Origin of the sequence: Micromonospora sp. KC207, from assembly GCF_004348615.1 — a bacterium.
In the GTDB taxonomy this organism is placed as follows: domain Bacteria; phylum Actinomycetota; class Actinomycetes; order Mycobacteriales; family Micromonosporaceae; genus Micromonospora.
Map to the genome: position 1 here is coordinate 26,171 of NZ_SMKJ01000011.1, position 18,923 is coordinate 45,093.

General features: G+C 73.2%; 17 protein-coding genes. 11 read left to right on the forward strand and 6 right to left on the reverse strand.

Annotated features, from left to right (window positions below; translation table 11 throughout):
• Window positions 1–25: 25 nt before the first annotated feature.
• The 6 genes from E1258_RS02630 (at window position 26) to wecB (ending at window position 7,102) form a co-directional block, all read left to right on the forward strand.
• A complete protein-coding gene (locus tag E1258_RS02630; RefSeq protein ID WP_132396460.1) occupies window positions 26–970 on the forward strand; it encodes an NAD-dependent epimerase/dehydratase family protein in 945 nt (314 codons plus the stop codon).
• Between the two features lie 2 nt (window positions 971–972).
• Entirely contained in the window at window positions 973–2,457 is a 1,485-nt protein-coding gene (locus E1258_RS02635; protein WP_132396462.1) for a lipopolysaccharide biosynthesis protein, read from the forward strand.
• On the forward strand, window positions 2,454–3,653 hold the full coding sequence (locus E1258_RS02640; protein WP_132396464.1) for a glycosyltransferase: 1,200 nt from the start codon (window positions 2,454–2,456) through the stop codon (window positions 3,651–3,653). The genes E1258_RS02635 and E1258_RS02640 overlap by 4 nt, the downstream gene beginning before the upstream one ends.
• Before the next feature lie 111 nt (window positions 3,654–3,764).
• On the forward strand, window positions 3,765–4,805 hold the full coding sequence (locus E1258_RS02645) for a polysaccharide biosynthesis protein (protein ID WP_132396466.1): 1,041 nt from the start codon (window positions 3,765–3,767) through the stop codon (window positions 4,803–4,805).
• Between the two features lie 2 nt (window positions 4,806–4,807).
• Window positions 4,808–5,905 carry an NAD-dependent epimerase/dehydratase family protein gene (locus E1258_RS02650; RefSeq protein WP_243715130.1) on the forward strand — a complete coding sequence of 366 codons (1,098 nt, stop codon included), beginning with the start codon at window positions 4,808–4,810 and terminating at the stop codon, window positions 5,903–5,905.
• Window positions 5,906–5,959: 54 nt separating this feature from the next.
• Window positions 5,960–7,102, forward strand: a complete 1,143-nt coding sequence (wecB, locus tag E1258_RS02655; protein WP_036377952.1) for a non-hydrolyzing UDP-N-acetylglucosamine 2-epimerase — start codon at window positions 5,960–5,962, stop codon at window positions 7,100–7,102.
• 28 nt (window positions 7,103–7,130) lie between these two features.
• On the opposite strand, the gene E1258_RS02660 is transcribed toward wecB, so the two are convergent.
• Complete coding sequence (locus E1258_RS02660; protein ID WP_132396470.1) at window positions 7,131–8,306, reverse strand: glycosyltransferase; 1,176 nt, start codon at window positions 8,304–8,306, stop codon at window positions 7,131–7,133.
• Window positions 8,307–8,368: 62 nt separating this feature from the next.
• Window positions 8,369–9,892, reverse strand: coding sequence for a hypothetical protein (locus E1258_RS02665; RefSeq protein ID WP_132396472.1), 1,524 nt, complete (start codon window positions 9,890–9,892; stop codon window positions 8,369–8,371).
• A 290-nt stretch (window positions 9,893–10,182) separates the two neighbouring features.
• Between E1258_RS02665 and E1258_RS02670 the strand changes: the two genes are divergently transcribed.
• The 4 genes from E1258_RS02670 to E1258_RS02685 all read left to right on the forward strand — a co-directional run bounded on the left by E1258_RS02670 (window position 10,183) and on the right by E1258_RS02685 (window position 14,163).
• Window positions 10,183–10,911, forward strand: coding sequence for a sugar phosphate nucleotidyltransferase (locus tag E1258_RS02670; RefSeq protein ID WP_007075654.1), 729 nt, complete (start codon window positions 10,183–10,185; stop codon window positions 10,909–10,911).
• Complete coding sequence (locus E1258_RS02675; protein ID WP_243715131.1) at window positions 10,908–11,789, forward strand: NAD(P)-dependent oxidoreductase; 882 nt, start codon at window positions 10,908–10,910, stop codon at window positions 11,787–11,789. Before E1258_RS02670 ends, E1258_RS02675 begins: the two co-directional genes overlap by 4 nt.
• Before the next feature lie 62 nt (window positions 11,790–11,851).
• A complete protein-coding gene (locus E1258_RS02680; protein ID WP_243715132.1) occupies window positions 11,852–13,177 on the forward strand; it encodes a nucleotide sugar dehydrogenase in 1,326 nt (441 codons plus the stop codon).
• Window positions 13,174–14,163 (forward strand): NAD(P)-dependent oxidoreductase, encoded by a 990-nt coding sequence (locus E1258_RS02685; RefSeq protein ID WP_132396478.1) that lies wholly within the window; start codon window positions 13,174–13,176, stop codon window positions 14,161–14,163. Before E1258_RS02680 ends, E1258_RS02685 begins: the two co-directional genes overlap by 4 nt.
• A 121-nt stretch (window positions 14,164–14,284) precedes the next feature.
• On the opposite strand, the gene E1258_RS02690 is transcribed toward E1258_RS02685, so the two are convergent.
• The 3 genes from E1258_RS02690 to E1258_RS02700 are packed head-to-tail and all read right to left on the reverse strand — an operon-like array spanning window position 14,285 to window position 16,748.
• Complete coding sequence (locus E1258_RS02690; RefSeq protein WP_132396480.1) at window positions 14,285–15,469, reverse strand: glycosyltransferase family 4 protein; 1,185 nt, start codon at window positions 15,467–15,469, stop codon at window positions 14,285–14,287.
• Window positions 15,466–16,110: a NeuD/PglB/VioB family sugar acetyltransferase gene (locus tag E1258_RS02695; protein ID WP_132396482.1), complete on the reverse strand. Its 645-nt coding sequence runs from the start codon at window positions 16,108–16,110 to the stop codon at window positions 15,466–15,468. The genes E1258_RS02690 and E1258_RS02695 overlap by 4 nt, the downstream gene beginning before the upstream one ends.
• On the reverse strand, window positions 16,107–16,748 hold the full coding sequence (locus E1258_RS02700; protein ID WP_132396484.1) for a sugar transferase: 642 nt from the start codon (window positions 16,746–16,748) through the stop codon (window positions 16,107–16,109). The genes E1258_RS02695 and E1258_RS02700 overlap by 4 nt, the downstream gene beginning before the upstream one ends.
• A 446-nt stretch (window positions 16,749–17,194) precedes the next feature.
• Between E1258_RS02700 and E1258_RS02705 the strand changes: the two genes are divergently transcribed.
• Entirely contained in the window at window positions 17,195–18,160 is a 966-nt protein-coding gene (locus E1258_RS02705) for a DUF389 domain-containing protein (protein WP_132396486.1), read from the forward strand.
• Between the two features lie 87 nt (window positions 18,161–18,247).
• Here the strand turns inward: E1258_RS02705 and E1258_RS02710 are convergent, their stop codons facing one another.
• Window positions 18,248–18,682 (reverse strand): hypothetical protein, encoded by a 435-nt coding sequence (locus E1258_RS02710; RefSeq protein ID WP_132396488.1) that lies wholly within the window; start codon window positions 18,680–18,682, stop codon window positions 18,248–18,250.
• Window positions 18,683–18,923 lie beyond the last annotated feature (241 nt).

Below are 18,923 nucleotides of genomic sequence, written 5' to 3' on the forward strand. Positions count from 1 at the left end.
CGGTGACCATGACGGGGGCCGGGTCGTGAGGGTCGTGGTGACCGGGGGCGCCGGCTTCATCGGTGCCAATCTCGTCCGGGAACTCCTCCGGGCCGACGGGATCAGCGAGATCGTGGTGGTGGACGACCTGTCCACGGGCGCGCTGGACAACGTGGCGGACCTCCCGGTTCGCCTGCTGGTCGGTTCCGTCATGGACCCGGACCTGCTCGACGAGGCTGTTCCCGGCGCGGCGAGCGTGGTGCATCTGGGTGCCCTCGGGTCGGTCCCCCGATCCATCGCGGACCCGCTGCGCAGCCACCACGCCAACGCCACCGGCACCCTGACGGTGCTGGAGGCGGCGCGGCGGCACGGCGTCGGGCAGACCATCCTGGCGTCCTCGTCGTCGGTGTACGGAGCCAACCCGGTGCTGCCGAGGCGGGAGACGCTGCGCCCGATGCCGATGAGCCCGTACGCGGTGTCGAAGCTCGCGACCGAGGCATACGCCAACGCGTACGCCGCCTGTTACGGGCTGCCCGTGCTGCCGTTCCGGTTCTTCAACGTCTTCGGGCCCCGGCAGGCCGCCGACCACGCGTACGCGGCGGTGGTCCCGCGCTTCGTCTCGGCCGCGCTGGACGGCCGCCCGCTGGAGATCTTCGGCGACGGCCTGCAGACCCGCGACTTCACCTACGTCGGCAGCGTCACCGCCGTGCTCGTGGACGCGATCCTGCGCAGGGTGCACACCCCGGACACGGTGAACCTCGCGTTCGGCGCCCGGGTCTCGCTGCTCGACCTCGTCGCCGAGTTGGAGGCGGTGCTCGGCCGGCGGCTGGAGACGGTGCACCGCCCGCCGCGCGTCGGGGACGTACGAGACTCCCAGGCGGACTCCGCGCGGCTGTGTGAGCTGTTTCCCGCCGTGCGTCCCCACCCGCTGCGCGCCGGTCTGGAGGCCACCGTCGGCTGGATGGCCGGTCGCGTGCCCGCCGGTCGCTGACCATGCCGGATCCCCACTCGGCGCTGGGGACCGTCGCGCCCGAGGGGCCGCCGGATACCGGCACGCGGGTGCCCGCCGCCGAGCCGCCCCCCGGGGCCGGCCGTAGCCGCCGGCTCGCCGCCGGTGTCCTCACCGCCGGCCTCGCCCGGGGTGCCGGCCTGCTGGCGCCGGTGCTCCTCATCCCGATCTGCCTGTCCCGGCTGGGTGCGGAGCGCTACGGGCTGTGGATGGCGGTGCTCGCCCTGACGGGGATGGCGGCCTTCGCCGACCTGGGCCTCGGCGCGGGGTTGATGACCAAGCTCGCGCCCTGCTACGCCAGCGGTGACACGGCCCGCGCGCGCGGGTACGTCTCCACCGCCTACGCGGTGCTCACCGCCGTGGCCGTGGTGCTGTGCGCGCTGCTGTGGTCGCTGGCCTGGCTGGTGCCGTGGACGTCGCTGTTCAACGTGACGGGGGTGGTGGACCCCGCGCAGACCCGGGCCGTGGTCCTGATCTGCCTCACCTCGTTCCTGGTGAACATTCCGCTGGCCCTGGTGGTCCGTGTGCAGTACGCCTACCAGCAGGTGGGCGAGAGCAACCTGTGGCAGGGGGCGGGCGCCCTGGCGACGGTCCCCCTCGTGCTGCTCGTGGCGTGGCTCGGGCTGCCGGCCGTCGCGGTCGTCGCCGCCGCGTCGGCGGGGCCGCTGCTGGCCAACCTGACCAACAGCGTGTGGGTCTACGGCCGGCGGATGCCCGGACTACGGCCGGCAATCGGCGCGGTCGATTGCAGGCTGGGGGCCGCGCTGATCCGCCTCGGCGGGATGTTCTTCCTGGTGACCGTCCTGACCGGGCTGTCCACCAACATGGACAACCTGATCATCACGCACACCCTCGGACCGCAGAGTGTCACCGCGTACGCGGTGCCGGCTCGGCTGGCCCTCCTGCTCGGCGCGCTCGTGACGATGCTCAACCTGCCGCTCTGGTCGGCCAACGGTGACGCCCTGGCCCGCGGCGACCTGCCCTGGATCCGGCGGACGGTCCGTCGGATGGTCGCGCTCTCCCTGCTCGCCACCGTGCCGCCGGCGATCGGCCTGGTGGTGGCGGGCGATCTACTGTTCGCCGCCTGGCTGCCGGTGCCGCTGGACGGGAACCGGTGGCTGCTCGGCGGCCTCGCACTGTGGTTCCTGCTGATCGGCTCGTTCTCGGCCCTGATGATGGTCCAGAACGCTGCCGGGGTGGTCCGCCCGCAGATGGTCGGGCTGATCGCCTACGTCGCCGTCGCCGCGGTGGCCAAGTGGCACGCCGTCGAGGCGTACGGCATCGCCGCCATCCCCTTCGTCGGCACCGCCGTGTACGCGCTGACCGTGCTGCCCGCCGGGCTGTACGGCTACCGGCGGACGCTCGCCCGGTACGACAGCCCCCGCCCGGCGAGTCCGTCCGCCGGGCACGCCGTTGAGCAGGGCAGCGCCGCCACCGGAATCCGCCAGGAACGGAGATCGAGACCATGACGCAGACGGCCGACCGGGCGGACTGGGTGGCGATTGTCGGTCCCTTCCGGTTTCCCTGGGGCCAGGCGAGTTCCCGGCGGGTCCACGGCATCGCCTGCTCGCTCGCGGCGGCGGGGCGCCACGTCGTCGTCGCCTGCGGCGAGCACGGTCCAGGGCTGACCCCGCTGCCCGAGGCGGTAGGGCCCGGCTCGGTGTCCTACCTCGGGATGGGCGAGATCCCGCCGGTTGGGGCGGGAAAGATCGACAAGGCGGTGCGGGCGTGGTGGAGCTGGGGGGCGCGGACGGTGCGCTGGCTGGACAGTCGGCCCACGAGGCCAAGTCATGTCGTGCTCTACAACGGTGACGCCCCGTACGCCGCGCGCCTGCGGAACTGGTGTCGTCGGAACGCGGTGCCCGTGATCGCCGACGTGGTGGACCGGTACAGCCCCGAGCAGCTCCGGGGCGGCCGGTTCGCCCCGCCGTACCTCAGCGCGCTGCTGGCGTTCCGGTACCACTACCCGCGCTGTGCCGGCGTCATCGCGGTTAGCTCCTACCTGAGCGACCACTTCCGGGGGTACGGCCTGCCGGTCCTGCGGGTGCCGCCGACACTTAACGCGTGCGGGCTGGCCGGCCTCGCCGACAGCCGGCCCGACGAGGGCGATGCCGTCCGCCTCGTGTACGCGGGGGATCCGGGCCGCAAGGACCTCGTCGCCACCATCGTGCGGGCGGTGCGGCAGGTGAACGGGGCCGGGTGCCGGGTCGAGTTGCGGGTCGTCGGTCCCACCGTCGAGCGGGTCCGCGAACTGCTCGGGGGCGAGCCGGTGCCGGCCGGCGTGCGGGTGCTGGGTCGGCTGCCGCAGCAGGAGGTGTGGGCCGAGGTCCGGGAGGCGGACTTCAGCGTGCTGCTGCGCCCGCCGACGCGCTTCAACCGGGCCGGGTTCCCCACGAAGTTCGGCGAGAGCCTGGCCAACGGCACGCCGGTCATCGCCAACCTGACCAGCGACCTGGGTGAGTACCTGACGGACGGGGTCGAGGGGCTGGTCTGCCCCGACCACTCCGTGGACGGTCTCGTCGAGACCCTGCACCGGGCGCTGCGGCTGAGCGTGGAGGATCGGTGCCTCATGCGCAAGGCCGCTCGCCGACGGGCGCTGGAGGCGTTCGACTTCCGGATCTACGCACGGGCGCTGACCGATTTCCTGGATTCGGTCCGGCACTGACCCTGAGCGCAATATGTACCTTTTGATGCTATTGCGTGACTGGCTGTGGTCTGGGTCGTTGATTTCAACGACGAACGACAGTCCGAACAAGGTCGGGGACGGGGAACGCTGATGAACCCAACGACAGCGGGGCGTCGGGTGTTGATCACCGGAGGGACCGGCTCGTTCGGCCGGACGATGACCCGGCGGCTGCTCGATCGGGGTGTGGGCGAGGTCCGGGTGTTCAGCCGGGACGAGGCCAAGCAGGACGTGATGCGCCGCGCCCTCGGCGACGAGCGGGTGAGCTACCACGTCGGCGACGTGCGCGACTACGACAGCGTGGAACGCGCCTGCCGAAGGGTCGACTTCGTCTTCCATGCCGCCGCGCTCAAGCAGGTGCCGTCGTGCGAGTTCTTTCCGCTGGAGGCCGTCCGCACCAACGTGCTGGGCAGCGCGAACCTCATCGAGGCGGCCACCCGCAACGGCGTCCGCTCGGTGGTGGTGCTCAGCACGGACAAGGCCGTCCACCCGATCAACGCCATGGGCCTGACCAAGGCGATCATGGAGAAGGTCGCCCAGGCGCACGCCCGGGGCAACCCGGGTGGCAACACCGTCGTGTCCTGCGTCCGGTACGGCAACGTCATGTACTCCCGCGGCTCGGTGATCCCGCTGTTCATCGAGCAGATCAAGGCCGGCGCGATGCCGACGGTGACCAACCCCGCGATGACCCGGTTCCTGATGTCCCTGGCCGACTCGGTGGAACTGGTCGAGCACGCCTTCGCGCACGCGCGGGCCGGCGACATCTTCGTCCGCAAGGCCGCCGCGTGCGCCATCGGCGACCTGCTCGTCGCCCTGTGCCAGCTCTTCGACGTGCCGGCCAAGTACGACGTGATCGGGGTGCGGCACGGCGAGAAGCAGCACGAGACGCTGGCCAGCCGAGAGGAGCTGGCGCGGGCCGAGGACTTCGGCGACTTCTACCGGGTGCCGGTCGACGCCCGCGACCTCAACTACGCGGCGTACGTGACCGAGGGGATCCTCGGCGGGCACCCGGTTGAGGACTTCACCTCCGCGAACGCGCGGCGACTGACCGTACCGGAGATCGTGGCGCTGCTGCGCACCCTGCCCGAGGTCCGCGCGGAGCTGGCCCTGCGCGAACCGGCGCTGACCTCGTGAGGGTGGCGATCACCGGCGCAGAGGGCTTCCTCGGCTGGCACACCCGGGTGCTCCTGCGCGCGCTCGGCTGGCCCGATCCCGTCCTGATCGGCCGGGCCGACCTGGCCGACGCGGCCGTGCTGGCCGACCGGCTGCGGGGCGTCGACCGGGTGCTGCACCTGGCCGGGGTCAACCGTGGGGAGCCGACCGAGGTGGCGGCCGGCAACGTCGCCGTCGCCGAGGCGCTCGTGCGCGGCCTGCGCCGCTGCGCGCAACCACCGAAGACCCTGGTGTACGCGAACACCACCCAGGCCGGCAACGGCACCCCCTACGGCGACTCGAAGGCGGCGGCGGCGGCGATCCTGGCCGGGGCCGCCGCCGGCTGCCAGCTCGTCGACCACCACCTGCCGCACCTGTACGGCGAGCACGGGCGGCCGTTCTACAACTCGGTCACGGCGACGTTCTGCCGGGTTCTCGCCGACGGCAGGGAACCCGAGCTGCGCGACGACCGCGAGTTGCGCCTCGTGCACGTCACCGACGCCGCGGCCGCGCTGCTCGACGCCCCGCCGGCCGGGGTCTGGGACGCCTCGATGCCGGCGCTGCGGATCGGCGTCCGCGCCCTCGCCGACCGGCTGGCCGGGTTCGCGGCGACCTATCGCGGGGGAGAGCTCCCGTCGCTGGCCGACCGGCACGACGTGCGGCTGTTCAACACCTACCGCTCGCACCTCTTCCCGGCGTGCTACCCGATGCCGCTCGTCCGCCGCGTCGACCACCGGGGTGAACTGGTGGAGGCCGTCAGGACCCACGGCGGCGGGGGGCAGACGTTCTGCTCGGCCACCCGCCCCGGCGTCACCCGGGGGCAGCACTTCCACCTCGCCAAGGTCGAGCGCTTCGTCGTGCTGCGCGGACGCGCCGAGATCAGGCTCCGCCGGGTCGGCCAGCGGCGGCTGGTCCGGTTCCCGGTCGACGGGGCCGAGCCGGTCGTGGTGGACATGCCGACGATGTGGGCGCACGACATCACCAACACCGGTGACGAGGACCTGCTCACCCTCTTCTGGACCAACGACCTTTTCGACCCGGCCCGGCCGGACACCTACCCGGAGCCCGTGGCCGCCGCGTAGAGCGCGGGCGTGAGCAGCCGGGGGTCCGGGGATCGAACGACGGAGGTGGCCCTGATGACCAGGGTGATGACGGTGGTCGGCACCCGACCGGAGATCATCCGGCTGTCCCGGGTGCTCGATCTGCTGGACCGGACGGTGGACCACGTCCTCGTGCACACCGGGCAGAACTGGGACCCGGCGCTGTCCGACGTGTTCTTCAGTGACCTGCGGCTGCGCCGCCCCGATCGGTTCCTGCGGGTGGACACGTCGTCCCTCGGCCGGGTGCTCGGCGGGGTGCTGGTCGGTGTGGAGGCGGCTATCGAGGAGTACCGCCCGGACGCCCTGCTGGTGCTCGGCGACACGAACAGCTGCATCGCGGCGCTGATCGCCCGCCGGATGCGGGTGCCGGTCTATCACATGGAGGCCGGCAACCGCTGCTTCGACCTCAACGTGCCCGAGGAGACCAACCGGCGCATGGTCGACCACGTCGCCGACTTCAACCTGGTCTACACGGAGCACGCCCGTCGCAACCTGCTCGCCGAGGGGCTGCACCCGCGCCGCGTCCTGCACACCGGTTCGCCCATGCGCGAGGTGCTGGAACACCACCGCGCCGCCGTCGACGCCTCCTCGGTGCTCGATCGGCTGGGCCTCGAACCGGGAGGGTACTTCGTGGTCAGCGCCCACCGCGAGGAGAACGTCGACGACCCGGCGAGGCTGCGGCGCCTGCTGGACTGCCTGGCCGCCGTCCGGGACACCTGGCGGCTGCCGGTGCTCGTGTCCACCCATCCGCGTACCCGTAAGCGGCTGGAGGCGATCTCCGCCGCCGACGTGGCGCTCGACGCCATCGACTTCCACGAGCCGTTCGGATTCCTCGACTACGTACGCCTACAGACCCAGGCGCGCTGCACCCTGTCGGACAGCGGCACGATCAGCGAGGAATCCGCCATCCTCGGCTTTCCCGCCGTGACGCTGCGGGAGTCGATCGAGCGCCCGGAGGCGCTGGACGCCGGCGGCATCATCATGACCGGGCTGGACCCGGTGGGCGTCGTCGAGGCGGTCGCCCTCACCGTCGAGCAGGTGGCCGCGCACGGCGTGCCGTGCCCGGCGGACTACCAGGTGGGGGACACCTCCCGTCGGGTGGTCGACTTCATCCTGTCGACCGTGCGCCGACACCACGACTGGGCCGGGATCCGCCCCAGGCTCCAGCCCACGCGGTGACGAGCCGCCACCGGCCGGCGGCGGCTCGTCACGACGTGGGGACCCGGTCGACCCGCCACAGTCGGCACCACTGTCGCGCGACGTGGTGAAGGGTGAGTGGTGAATCGCGTAGCACGCGGGCGAGTTCGGCGCGCTGAGCGTCGGCCATGCCGGCCTGTTCCAGCGCGGCCCGCGCCCAGACCTGCGGCCCGGCGCTCAGCGGCACCAGGGTCAGCCCCGCGACGAGGGTGGACAGCTCCCGTAGGCACCGCAGGTCGTTCGCCACGACCGGAACACCGACCGCAAGCGCTTCGAGCACCACGCCGGGCAGGCCCTCCCGGGTGGAGGGCAGCAGCAGCACGTCGGCTGCGTGCAGCACCGAACCGATCTCCTCCACCTCCCCGGCGAGCACGACGTGCGGGTCGCGGTCGACGCCCGGATGCGCGGTGGTCAGGTCGCCGGTGCCCAGCGGGCCGGCGACCAGCAGCCTGGTGCCGGGGCGACGTGCTCTCGCGGCGCGGTGCACCTCGACGAGGAAGGGGCGGTTCTTCACGGGATCGGCCCGACCGAGGTAGCCGAGCACCGGGACGTCGTCCGGCAGGTTCCACCGCCGTCGGGCGTCGGCGCGGTCCCAGCCGTCGGTCCTGGCGGTGTCCACGCCGTTGTACAGCACCCGGTACCGGCGGTCGTTCGGCCGTGACCCGGCGAAGTCGAGCGCCGCGGCCGTCACCCCGAGGACGTCGGTCGCGGCGTGCGCCAGCACGGCCCTGCACAGTCCGCGCAGGAGCCGACGCCGCAGCGAGGCCGGCTTGCCGTCGCCCTCGCTCCAGATCCGGGCGATCCGTACCGGCACCCGGTTGACCCGGGCGGCGGCCAGGACCACCGCGCTGAACAGGCTGATGTGGGACACGACCACGTCGGGACGGGTGGCGCGGAGGCAGCGCCAGATCCGCAGGGGCAACAGGGCGAGCGGACGGACCGGACACCGCAGGACGGCGGCCCCGGTGGCCCGGTAGGCCGGCGCCAGCGACCCCTCCGAGCCGTCCAGGGTGACGAAGGTCTGGTGCGCCTGTTCGGGCGGCACGGTGCGGCAGATGTCCAGCGAGGCCGTCTCGATGCCGCCCCGGTCGAGGCGCCCGACGACGTGGAGGACCCGGACGGCCGGCGCCGGCCCCCGTGGACGGTGCTGGGACGGACGGGTTCCGGTCGGGTCCGCGAGGGTCATGGGAACTCCTTGGTCGGCAGTGGGGCCGGCCGGGCGGTGCCGTGCGCCGGGCCGTCGGGGCGTCAGGGCACCGCGGGCAGCGGGCGTCTGCGGTGGGGGCCGAACCGGCAGGCCAGCCACACCAGCAGGATCACCGGCATGGAGTACTTGCAGAGGCCGAACAGGATGTTGTCGAGGTCCGAACCCTGGGTGGTGACGAAAACCCACACCGCGGGTGCGATCAGCTTCGGCACCAGCTCCGGCGCGTCCACGGCCGCCGTGTAGTAGCCCTGGACGGCTCGGATGACGAAACCGAAGGCCACGAAGGAGAGCACGCCGCCGACCAGGCCGAAGTTGATGATGCCCTCGCCGGCCATGCCGTAGATCTTGCTTGAATCGCCCCGTCCCTCCGGGTAGAGCGGGTTGTAGAGGATCCGCGATCCCACATCGACCTTGCTGGGTGGCACGTTGGGAAAGAGGCCGTCGGGCAGGAACATGAACCACGCGTTGGCATAGGTCGCCCCGAGCACCGGCTCGAACTGGCCGTCGAGGTAGCGGTGCAGGATGACACCCTGGATGTCGGCCCGGCCCAGGTCCGCGGTGAGCAGCATCGGCATGTCCCGCCCCGTGTCCGACACGGCGCCCTGGATCGTGCCGGCCCGCCGGATCTCGTCGATGGCCTTGGTGCCGCCCAGCTTGTAGAAGGCGTACAGGTAGATGAAGGCGAAGACGAGGACCCCCACCATGGCGAGGACCTTGCGGGGCACCCGTCGGACCGTGACGTTGACGAGGACGAGGGCCAGCAGCAGCGGCCAGAGCGTGCTGCTGCGACTGCCCTTCAGCCCGCCGATGAAGAACTGGGTCACGGTCAGCGCGAGCACGAGCAGGACCAGCAGGACGGTGTGCCGGGCGAACGTCTTCCGCCAGCGGACGAGCACGAGGGTGAAGACGAGGTAGGGAAACGCCTCGGCGAGCACGATGAGGGGGCCGAGCCCGGTCATGTCCTCGACCCGATTCGCCTGGTCGGCCATCGTGTCGACGAAGCCGTCGAGGCCGCCGAAGATGGCGATCTCGTAGCCCATGGCGGCGATGCTGAGCCCTGCCAGGGCCAGGCCCGTCAGGTAGAAGGTGGGCATGTTCATCGCGCGGACCCGGCGTGGCCGGCGGCGTGGCCGGCGGGGGAGGGCGAGCACCACCCGGTAGAGGCCCGTGCCGACCGCGTTGAGGATGCCGAGCGCGCCGAGCGCGTCGCGCCAGGCCGGTTGGTCGTAGACCCCCGTCACCCACTCGTCGAAGGCCACGTTCAAGATCGGCGCGAGGTAGAGGAACTGGAGCCCCAGCAGGCCCGCGCAGGCCCGTGGGTCGAACACGTCGGTGTCCCGGCGGAACCACCTGAGCGCCTCGGCGCCGATGAGGATGCCGGTCAGGGTCGTGGGCACCATGAACCAGTGGCGCAGGTCCGGTAGGCACACCAGCAGCGCGATGCTCAACGACGTCACGAGAACCCCGGCCAACACATTGTCGTCCACCGGCTTCCCCGTGGTCACCGGCCCGGTCGCGCCGTACGCGTCGACGGGTCGTGCGGCGGGACCAGCCAGGGTCGTCATCGGATCCTCCTCGTGTGGCGACGGTGGGTGGGCAGGTGGCGTCGACACCCCTCTAACCAGGTCCGGGCCGGGAACGTTACTCAGCGCGACGGACCGAGGGGTCAGGTAGCTCCGTCCGGGTGGCCGGGGACCATACCGAGCAAAAGCGGGCAAATGGTCTGTTATGGGCGTTTCCCTGGCGCTGCTCGGTCGTTGCCATGGGTGTTACGGGGGCGTATCGCCCGGCGGCAAACGGCTCACGCCTGCCGGCGGCCGGGGCGCCGGCAGCGGCGGACGGATCGGATGAAGAGATGCATGTAGTGATCATGGCCGGCGGCAAGGGAACGCGGCTCAAGCCGTACACGACCTCGCTGCCGAAGCCGCTGGTGCCGATCGGGGACAGCCACGCGATCCTGGAGATCGTTTTGCACCAGCTCGCACGCTGCGGGTTCACCGACGTCACCCTGGCGATCAACCACCTCGGCTCGCTGATCCGGGCCTTCGTCGGCGACGGTGCCCGGTTCGGGCTGCGCGTGCGGTACGTGGAGGAGAGCGTCCCCCTGTCGACGATCGGGCCGTTGTTCGGCATCCGCGACCGGTTGCCCGAGCACTTCCTGGTGATGAACGGGGACGTGCTCACCGATCTGGACTACGGCGACCTGCTGCGTACCCACGCCGCCTCGGGGGCCCCGCTGACCGTGGCGACCTTCCGCCGCACCGTGAAGATCGACTTCGGGGTGCTGTCGGTCGAGGACGGCCGGGTGGTCGAGTTCAGCGAGAAGCCCGTCCTCGACTACCGCGTCAGCATGGGCGTCTACGGCCTGTCGGCGCGCACCATCGCCGCGTACCCCGAGGGCCTCGCGTTCGGCTTCGACCAACTCGTGTTGGACCTGCTCGACCGCGGCGAGCCGCCGGCGAGCTACCCGTTCGACGGGTACTGGCTCGACATCGGCCGGCCGGAGGACTACGACGAGGCAAACCGGGCGTTCGAGCGGCTCCGGCCGATCCTGCTGTCCCCGCGTACCCCGGAGCCGGTGTGACCACCGTCCTGGTGTTCGGCGGCTCCGGATTCATCGGCGGGCACGTCCGCGCCGCCCTCCACCCGCACGCGGCGCTGGTCTGCCCCGGCCGGCGCGACCTCGACCTCGTCGCCTGCGGCGTCGACGAACTGGGCGCGCTGCTGCGCGCCTGCCGACCCGACGCGGTGGTGGCCTGCACCGGCCGGATGGACGGGCGGGTTGACGAACTCGTCGCGGCGAACGTGTCGGTGACCGCGAAACTCGTCGAGGCCGTCGCGGCCGACGCCCCCGGCGCGCGGCTGGTCCGGATCGGCTCCGCCGGCGAGTACGGGCCGGTGCCGCACGGGCACGCCGCCGCCGAGAGCGACGAGGCGCGCCCGGTGAGCGAGTACGGCCTGACCCACCTGACCGCCACCCGGCTGGTCGAGTTGGCCGCTGCCGCGCGCCGGGTGGACGGGGTCACGCTGCGGGTGTTCAACCCGATCGGCCCCGGCCTGTCCGCCGACACCGTGCTCGGCCGGGTCGCCACGCTGCTGCGCCGCGCCACGCCACCCGGCAACCCGGTCACCGTCGGCCCACTGTCGGCCCACCGGGACTTCGTCGACGTCCGGGACGTGGCCGCCGCGGTGGTCGCCGCCGTCCGGGCGCGACGACTGCCGGAGCGGGTCTACAACGTCGCCAGCGGCCGGGCCGTGCCGGTCCGGGAGGCGGTCCGGCTGATGGTGGAGGTGGCCGGCTTCACCGGCGGGGTGCGCGAGAACCAGCCGGCGCCGGGCCGATCGGCGGCGGTCGACTGGATGTGCGGCGACATCTCCCGGGCCGCACGCGACCTGGGCTGGACGCCCTCGTACGACCTCGCCGAGTCGGTCAAGGCGAGCTGGGCCGGGGCGGGCGCCTGAGCGGTCCGCCCGCGTGGGCGGACCGGTGCACCGAGCACGACAAACGAGGGGAAGAGAAGAACGTGTATCGCAGGATAGGGATCGTCGGCCTCGGCTACGTCGGGCTGACGCTGGCCGCCGCGCTGGCGCGCAAGGGGTTCGAGGTGCACGGGGTGGACGCGAACCCGGCGGTGCGGACGGCGTTGCGCGACGGCCGCCCGCACATCTTCGAGCCGGGCATCGCCGAGGTGTTCGCCGAGCATGTCGGCCGATCGGTGTTCGTCGACGACGAACTGCCGGCGGACCTCGACGCGGTGGTGCTCAGCGTCTCCACGCCGGTGGACGAGCGGTCCCGACGGCCCGAACTGACCAACCTCGCGGCGGCGGCCGGACAGGTGGCCCGCTGGTGCGGTCCGCAGACCCTGGTGGTCGTCCGCAGCACCGTCCCCGTCGGGACGAGCCGGCGGGTGGTGCTGCCGGCGCTGGCCGGGGCGTGGGGGCGGGCGCTGCTGGTGATGGCGCCGGAACGGACCATCCAGGGGCAGGCGTTGCGGGAACTGGTCGAGCTGCCCCAGGTCGTCGGCGGCCTGGACGACGAGAGCCTGCGCGCCGGGCTGGAGCTGTTCGGCGGGCTCGCCCGGCAGACCGTCCCGGTGTCCAGTCTGGAGGCCGCCGAACTGGTCAAGCTCTCGAACAACTGCCACACCGACCTGATCTACTCGTTCGGCAACGAGGTGGCGCTGATCGCCGAGCGGCACGGACTCGACCCGCTTGAGGTGATCCGGGCCGCCAACCTCGACTATCCCCGGCCGGACCTGAGCCGGCCCGGGTACGTCGGCGGCGGCTGCCTGTCGAAGGACCCGTACCTGATGGTGTCCAGCGCCGGCGACGACGGTGCCTTCCTGGTCGGGGCGGCCCGGCGGCTCAACGAGCACCTGCCGGTGCACGTCGCCGAGACCGTCGTGGAGTTGATCCGGCAGCGGCGCGGCGACACCACCGGTGCCCGGCTGGCCGTGCTGGGCTGGGCGTACAAGGGCTGGCCCCCCACCGACGACATGCGGGGCACGCCCATCGCCGCGATGATGCCGGTCTTCCAGGCGGCCGGGCTGATCGTGCTCGGTCACGACCCGATGGTGCCCGGCCAGGTGATCCGGGCCTACGGCGGCGAGCCGACCAGCCTGGACAAGGCGTTCAGCGACAGCGACGCGGTGCTCGTGGTCAACGACCACCCCGACTACCGGGCGCTGGAGGTCGGTGGGCTGCTCGCAGCCGGCGGGGCGGGCATCGTCTACGACTCCTGGCGGATCCTCGACGAGGCGGCGGTGACCGCCGCCGGCGCGCGGTACGCCGGCATCGGGTACCTGCCCGCGCCGCGCGCCGCCGCCCCCACCGGCCGGGTGACGGCGTGACGCGGGCACTCGTCCTCGGCGGTGCCGGCTTCATCGGCGTGCACCTGACCGAGCGGCTGCTCGCCGACGGGCACCGGGTGGTCGTCGTCGACGACTTCTCCCGGGGCCGCGACGACGAGCGCCTCGGCGCGCTGCGCGCCGACCCGGCCGTCGAGGTCGTCTCGGCGGACCTGACCCGGCCGCAGGCGTGGGCGGCGCTGCCGCGTGGCTGCGACGAGATCTACCTGCTCGCCGCCGTGGTCGGGGTGCGCAACGTCGAGGCCGATCCGGCGCGGGTGATCCGGGTCAACACCCTGACGGCGCTGCACCTGCTGGACTGGGTCGAGCCCGGCGACCGGGTCTTCTTCAGCTCCACCAGCGAGGTGTACGCCGGCGGCGTCGACGCCCGCGTCGTGCCGGTGCCGACCGCCGAGGACGTCCCCGTCATGATCACCGACGTCACGTCGCCCCGGTTCTCGTACGCCATCAGCAAGCTGCTCGGCGAGGCCGCCTTCGTGCACGCCGCCCGCGCCCGGCGGTGCGCCGCCACGGTCGGGCGCTTCCACAACGTGTACGGCCCGAGGATGGGCACGGATCACGTCATCCCGGAGATGTCGCTGCGCGCCCTCGACGGGGAGGACCCGTTCCGGGTGTGGGGCGCCGACCAGTACCGCGCGTTCTGCCATGTCGACGACGCGGTCGAGGCGGTGCTGCGGCTCATGCGCTGCCCGGCCGCGGCCGGCGAGATCGTGCACATCGGCAACGACGCCGAGCAGACCAACATCGGCGACCTGGCCAAGCTGGTGCTGCGGGTCGCCGACGCGGCACCGGCCCTGCAACCGATGCCCGCGCCGCCCGGGTCGGTGCACCGCCGCTGCCCGGACCTGGCGACGCTGCGTCGGCTGACCGGCTTCGAGCCGACCGTGCCGCTGGAGGACGGGGTCCGCCGGACCTTCGACTGGTACCGCGCGTGGCGTGCCGGCACGGCGGGCGGCCGCCACTGGTGAAGTACGGGTTGGGTGGCGGTGGCGGGAGCGGTCGGCTCCCGCCACCGCCGCGTTTCGTGACCGGGTGGGGCGAGACCCGACGCGCCGGCGGGGCGGTCCACCGGCGCGCGGAGGCGGACGCTCACCGCCGGTCGGTGGCCTCGCGGACGGACTGGTAGAAGGCGTGCCGCCGGGGCTCCAGAAAGTCCCGGGAGTAGCGCCGGGCCCGGGCCAGGTTGCGGGCCGAGGCGACCGTCATCCGATCCGGGTCGGCCAGCATCCCGGCGATCGCCCCCGCCAGCGCGTCGGGATCGTCGGGGCGGACCAGGTCCTCGGGGGACAGCAGCTCCGGGATTCCGCCGACGGCCGTGCCGATCGCCGGAAGCGCGCGGGCCATCGCCTCGATCAGCGCGCGGGGAAGCCCCTCGGTCCGCGACGGCATCACCGCCAGGTCGGCCGCGTCGAGGCGGGCACGCAGCGGCGCACCCGGTGCCACCCAGCCGGCGAACGTCACCCGGTCCGCGACGCCCCGCGCCCCGGCCAGGCCCTTCAGGTGCCCGGCGAACCGCCCGTCACCGGCGTGGACGAGCCGGACGTCGACCCCGGAGGACACCAGCACCGCCACCGCCTCGACGAGGGTGTCGACGCCCTTGTAGAGCTGATCCAGCGTACCGATCGAGATGAGCGTGTGCCCACGCCCGGAGCCGGCCCGGACGGCACGCGGGCCGGGGGCGAACGCCTCGGGCGGCAGGTCGATGCTCGACACGTTGGCCGTCGGGGCGTGCGGGGCCGCCGGGTAGCGGGCCTGGAGGTAGTCCGCGGTCACGTAGGAGACGGCCACCGCCGAGCCGCACTCCCGGCGCAGCCGGGTGGCGAAGCGCTGGCGCAGCAGGGGCCGCAGCGGATGGCGGACCACCCCCGGCGCGAGCACGTCGTACGGATCGCCCACCACCTCCAGGGCGTACGGCAGGCCGTGCCGGCGGCGGACGCCGGCCAGCAGGGAGCCGAGTGCGGAGGGCACACGCAGGATCACCGCGTCGTCGCGTTCGGCCGCGGTCGCCATGGCGCGGCCGATGGGCACCCGCTGGCGCAGGTACTGCTGCGGCCCGACGTAGTGCGGCACCGGGTGCACCGTGACCCCGGGGCCGTCCACCCGCAGCGCCGTCTTCGGCTCCTGGGGCGCTGCGGCGACCCGGGCCACCACGCGTACCTCGTCGAAAGCCGTGAGGTAGCGCCGCCAGATGTCGTAGCCGTGCGCGTGAGTGGTCCAGACCCGACCGTCGGGCGTCATGGCGTAGCGGTACTCGGTGGTGACGACGACCCTCACCTCGCCGGCACCCCCTTCACCACCACGCCGGCCGGCACGTCGCGCACCACGCAGGCCGCCGCGCCGACCGTCGCGCCAGCGCCCACGCGGCGTCCCTCCAGCACCACCGCGCCCGCCCCGATCAGCACGTCCGTGTCGAGCCGGCAGTCGCCGGAGACGGCGGCCAGCGGATTGACCGAGACGTGGTCGCCGAAGACGCAGTCGTGGCCCACCGTCACGTTCTGGTTCAGGTGTACGTGCCGGCCGAGGTCCACGTTGGTGGTCACCCGGGCGCCGGCGAACAGCACGGTGCCCTCGCCGACGCGCGCGTCCGGGCCGAGGGTGGCATCCGGATGGACCAGCACCGCCGCCGGCAGCCCGTACGAGTCGACCCGGCGGGCAACCCGCCCGCGCGCCCGTGGGTCGCCGATGCCGACCACGACGTGCGCGTCCCCGGCGTCGGCCAGGGTCGACACCGGGCCGAGCCACGGCACGCCGAGCCGCTGCACCCGCTTGCGGTTCTCCTCCGCCGGGTTGTCGTCGACGAACCCCCGGACGTGCCAGACGGGGCCGCCGGGCGCCGCGTCGTTGACCGCCCGGACGATGCCGAGGATCTCCCGGCCGTGGCCGCCGCACCCGACGATCACCAGGTGCGGGCTCACCGGGCCGGCTCCCTCACGCGGTCGGGCACCGGTACGCCCCGGTACTCGTGGGCGGTCGCGCTGCCGGGTGCCGTGATGCCGTCCCGGCGGAGGACGGTGACCACCGTCGAGGCGAGGATGCGCAGGTCCAACAGGAGGCTGCGGTGGTCGACGTACCAGACGTCGAGTACGAAGCGTTCCTCCCAGCCGAGAGCGTTGCGTCCGCGTACCTGTTGCAGGCCGGTGACGCCCGGACGGACCTCGTGCCGGCGGAACTGCTCGGCGGTGTAGCGCTGCACGTACTGGGGGAGCAGGGGACGCGGCCCGACGAGGCTCATCTCGCCCCGCAGCACGTTCCACAACGAGGGAAGCTCGTCCAGGCTCGTGGCCCGCAGCCAACGGCCCAGCGGGGTGATCCGCGCGGCGTCGTGGGCGGGGGACAGCGGGTCGCCCTCGGCCCGCATGGACCGGAACTTGACCAGTTCGAACAGCTCGCCGTGCAGCCCGGGGCGGGGCTGGCGGAACAGGACCGGTCGGCCCATGGTCAGGGCGATGGCGAGGGCGGTCGCCGCCATCACCGGGGCGGCCAGGACGAGCACCAGGGCCGCTACCGTCACGTCGAGAAAGCGCTTGATCCGCTCGTAGCTGTGTCGGTTCATCCCCGTTTCCCCAGGAATTCCGCGCACGCCCTGAAGGACGTGGCGCGAGGCCGGGCCGCGAGACGGTGAGCGTTCATGGTGGACTCCTGTGGAAGATTCAGGCGGTATTCCACTTTTATCAGCTTTGATCACAATGAAAGGCCCAATGGCCAAAGTGGTCGCGACGGCGGTGCTTCGACGGGCGGCGTCGGGCGCGAGCGCCTCAGCCCTCGGCGGGCAGGCCTGCCGGCGTGGCGCAGCCGGCACCGAGGTGACGCAGCAAGCGGTGGAGGATGGCCGACGGCGAGGGGACCGACATGGGCCGTCACGCGTGATCCTCATCCAACTAACCCCGTGCGACGTGCCGCGTTACGGTTCACGGCCGGCGGCGGCCCGGGAACCACAAGAACGGGTATATGGTGCTGCGGCAGGGCGTCCGGCCCGGCCCACCTCCTGGGGAGCGAGCTGTGCTGCATCTGCGGGTGATCGCCCCGCCGGACCAGTCGTCGGCAGTGGTGGATCTGCTCGGCGGGGACCCGGGCGTGACTCACCTGGTGGTCCTGCCCGGCGCGGCCCGCCGGCCCCGGGGCGATCTCGTCCTCTGCGACGTGGTCCGCGAGCGGGCCGACGCCATCCTGCACGACCTACAGCGACTCGGCGTCGAGGCACACGGCGGCATCGCCGCCGACGACGTCGAGCTGACGCTGTCCGCCGCTGCCGACCGGGCCGCCAGGGAGGTGCCGGGCAGCGGCGCTGACGCGGTCGTCTGGGACGAGGTCGCCGCCAAGACCGGCGAGCAGACCGAACTCTCCGCGACGTATCTGGTGCTGATCGTGGTGGCCACCATGATCGCCGGCATCGGTGTGCTGCTCGACCAGCCGATCCTGATCGTCGGCGCGATGGTGGTCGGCCCCGAGTTCGGCCCGCTCGCCGCCCTCTGCGTGGCGTTGCTGCGCCGCAAGCCCGCGATCATCGGCCGCTCGGTGCAGGCCCTCGCGGTGGGCTTCCTGGCCGCCATGCTGGCCACCGTGCTGAGCACCTGGGCACTGACCGCCGCCGGCCTGATGAACCGTGGGATGCTGCTGGCCGACCGGCCGCTGACCGACTTCATCTGGCGGCCCGACGCGCTGTCCTGGGTGGTCGGCCTGCTGGCCGGCGTGGCCGGGATGCTCTCGCTGACCTCGAAGAAGTCCGGCTCGCTCGTCGGCGTGCTGATCTCGGTCACCACGGTTCCGGCCGCCGCGAACGTCGCCGTCGCCGTCGCCTACGGGGTGTGGCAGGAGGCGGCCGGATCCGCGCTCCAACTGGTGATCAACCTGTGCGCGATCGTGCTGTCCGGCCTGGCGACCCTCGCCGTGCAGCAGCTTTCGTGGTGGCGCTTGTCCCGGCGGTTCCGCCGCCGGACGGCCCGGGCGGACAGGGCTGGCCGCTGACCACGGGGCGGCGCGACCGCCCGGTGAGCCCGGGGCAGCCCCCGCCGGCCGGCATCGGCCCCCGCGTCAGCAAGCGATCGGCCCCCGTCAGCCCGGGCCGGCACCCTCGTCCAGCAGCCGGGCGAGCAGGTCACGCAGCGGGATCGACTCGCCGTCGCGCCCGCCCTCGCCGACGATCAGGGGAGCGGGGGAGGGCGGCGGATCGGCCCCGAGGACCAGGGCGCGCAGGCTCGCGGGGACGGTCAGCAGATACCACCGCCCGGCGGTGTCCACCGCCCGGGTGCGGGCCCGGTCGACGTACCAGCCGGTGAGCCGGGTGCGGTAGCGGCCCCGGCCGTCGTACGACCGGGCGTGCAGCCGGGTCGTCGGGAGCCTGCGTCGAGTCGCCTCGGCCACGAACCATGCCACGATCTGCGCCGCCCCGGCCTGCTCGGCCGCCCGCCGCCGCCCGTCCGCCTCGGCGTGCGCGCGGACCGCCCGCCGCTGCCGCTCCCGCCATGCGAGGCCGTCGTCCTCACCCACCCGAGCGACGGTACGCGACCCGCGCGCCCCCTCGCGGCCACGGTCCCGGGTGCGCGGCGCGACCGCGTACCCGGGAAGCCGTCCGTCCGGTGCCGCCGGGGCGGGAACGGGTGCCGGCAGTGACCCGACGGCAGCCGTTCCCGCGTCGGTCAGGCCAGCCCGGCGCGGCGCAGCGCCTCGGCCATCGCGTCGTTGACCGGCGCGGGAGCCCCGCCGCCCCGGCCCTGCCGCTGCTGCGGCC

Excerpts from the sequence above, each read along its gene's own strand:
- E1258_RS02635 (WP_132396462.1), top strand. The coding sequence starts at position 973 with ATGCCGGATCCCCACTCGGCGCTGGGGACCGTCGCGCCCGAGGGGCCG.
- E1258_RS02640 (WP_132396464.1), top strand. The coding sequence starts at position 2,454 with ATGACGCAGACGGCCGACCGGGCGGACTGGGTGGCGATTGTCGGTCCC.
- E1258_RS02645 (WP_132396466.1), top strand. The coding sequence starts at position 3,765 with ATGAACCCAACGACAGCGGGGCGTCGGGTGTTGATCACCGGAGGGACC.
- wecB (WP_036377952.1), top strand. The coding sequence starts at position 5,960 with ATGACCAGGGTGATGACGGTGGTCGGCACCCGACCGGAGATCATCCGG.
- E1258_RS02660 (WP_132396470.1), bottom strand. The coding sequence starts at position 8,306 with ATGACCCTCGCGGACCCGACCGGAACCCGTCCGTCCCAGCACCGTCCA.
- E1258_RS02665 (WP_132396472.1), bottom strand. The coding sequence starts at position 9,892 with ATGACGACCCTGGCTGGTCCCGCCGCACGACCCGTCGACGCGTACGGC.
- E1258_RS02670 (WP_007075654.1), top strand. The coding sequence starts at position 10,183 with ATGCATGTAGTGATCATGGCCGGCGGCAAGGGAACGCGGCTCAAGCCG.
- E1258_RS02700 (WP_132396484.1), bottom strand. The coding sequence starts at position 16,748 with ATGAACCGACACAGCTACGAGCGGATCAAGCGCTTTCTCGACGTGACG.